Origin of the sequence: Xanthomonas sp. LMG 8993 (assembly GCF_009835065.2) — a bacterium.
Taxonomy (GTDB): Bacteria; Pseudomonadota; Gammaproteobacteria; order Xanthomonadales; family Xanthomonadaceae; genus Xanthomonas; species Xanthomonas arboricola.
Genome location: NZ_QVIF02000028.1, coordinates 1 through 646 on the forward strand (window position 1 = coordinate 1; position 646 = coordinate 646).

The 646-nt window shown below is 68.9% G+C and carries 1 protein-coding gene; it reads left to right on the plus strand.

The window, feature by feature from the left end; all coding sequences use genetic code 11:
• Positions 1-646 (plus strand): AMP-binding protein (locus tag DYQ94_RS20615; protein ID WP_505414925.1); only part of this gene is annotated, 646 nt, incomplete at both ends.

Here is a 646-nt window from a genome sequence, read left to right on the forward strand (position 1 = left end):
AATACGCCACCGACCTGTTCGACGCGGCAACGATCCAGCGTTGGGCCGGCTATCTGCAGCGGCTGCTGCAGGCACTGGCGACCACCGAGGACTGCGCGGTGGCGCAGCTGCCGTGGCTGCCAGAACAGGAGCTGGCCCAGTTGCAGGCCTGGAGCCTACCCGATGCTGCATGGTCGTGGCCGGCATTGACCCTGCCGGCCCTGTTCGAGGCGCAGGTACGGCGCACACCGCAGGCCGAGGCGCTGCGCTTTGAAGGACGCAGCTTGAGCTACGCGGGGCTGAACCGGGCGGCGAACCGGGTCGCGCACCGGTTGCTGGCCCTGGGAGTCAAGCCGGACGACCGCGTCGCGATCCGGGCCGAGCGCGGGCTGGAGCTGTTGATTGGTTTGCTGGGCATCCTCAAAAGCGGTGCCGGCTACGTGCCGATCGATCCTGCTTACCCACAGGCGCGCCAGGACTACATGCTGACCGACAGTGCACCGGCGGCATTGCTGGTCGATGCGATCGGCGTCGCCGGGACGGCCGCTTGCCCGCAGTTGGCGATCGCGTCGGACGAACCGGCAAGCGAGGACAACCCGCAGGTGCCGGGGCTGCGGCCGCAGCATCTGGCCTACGTGATCTATACCTCCGGCTCGACCGGCCAGCC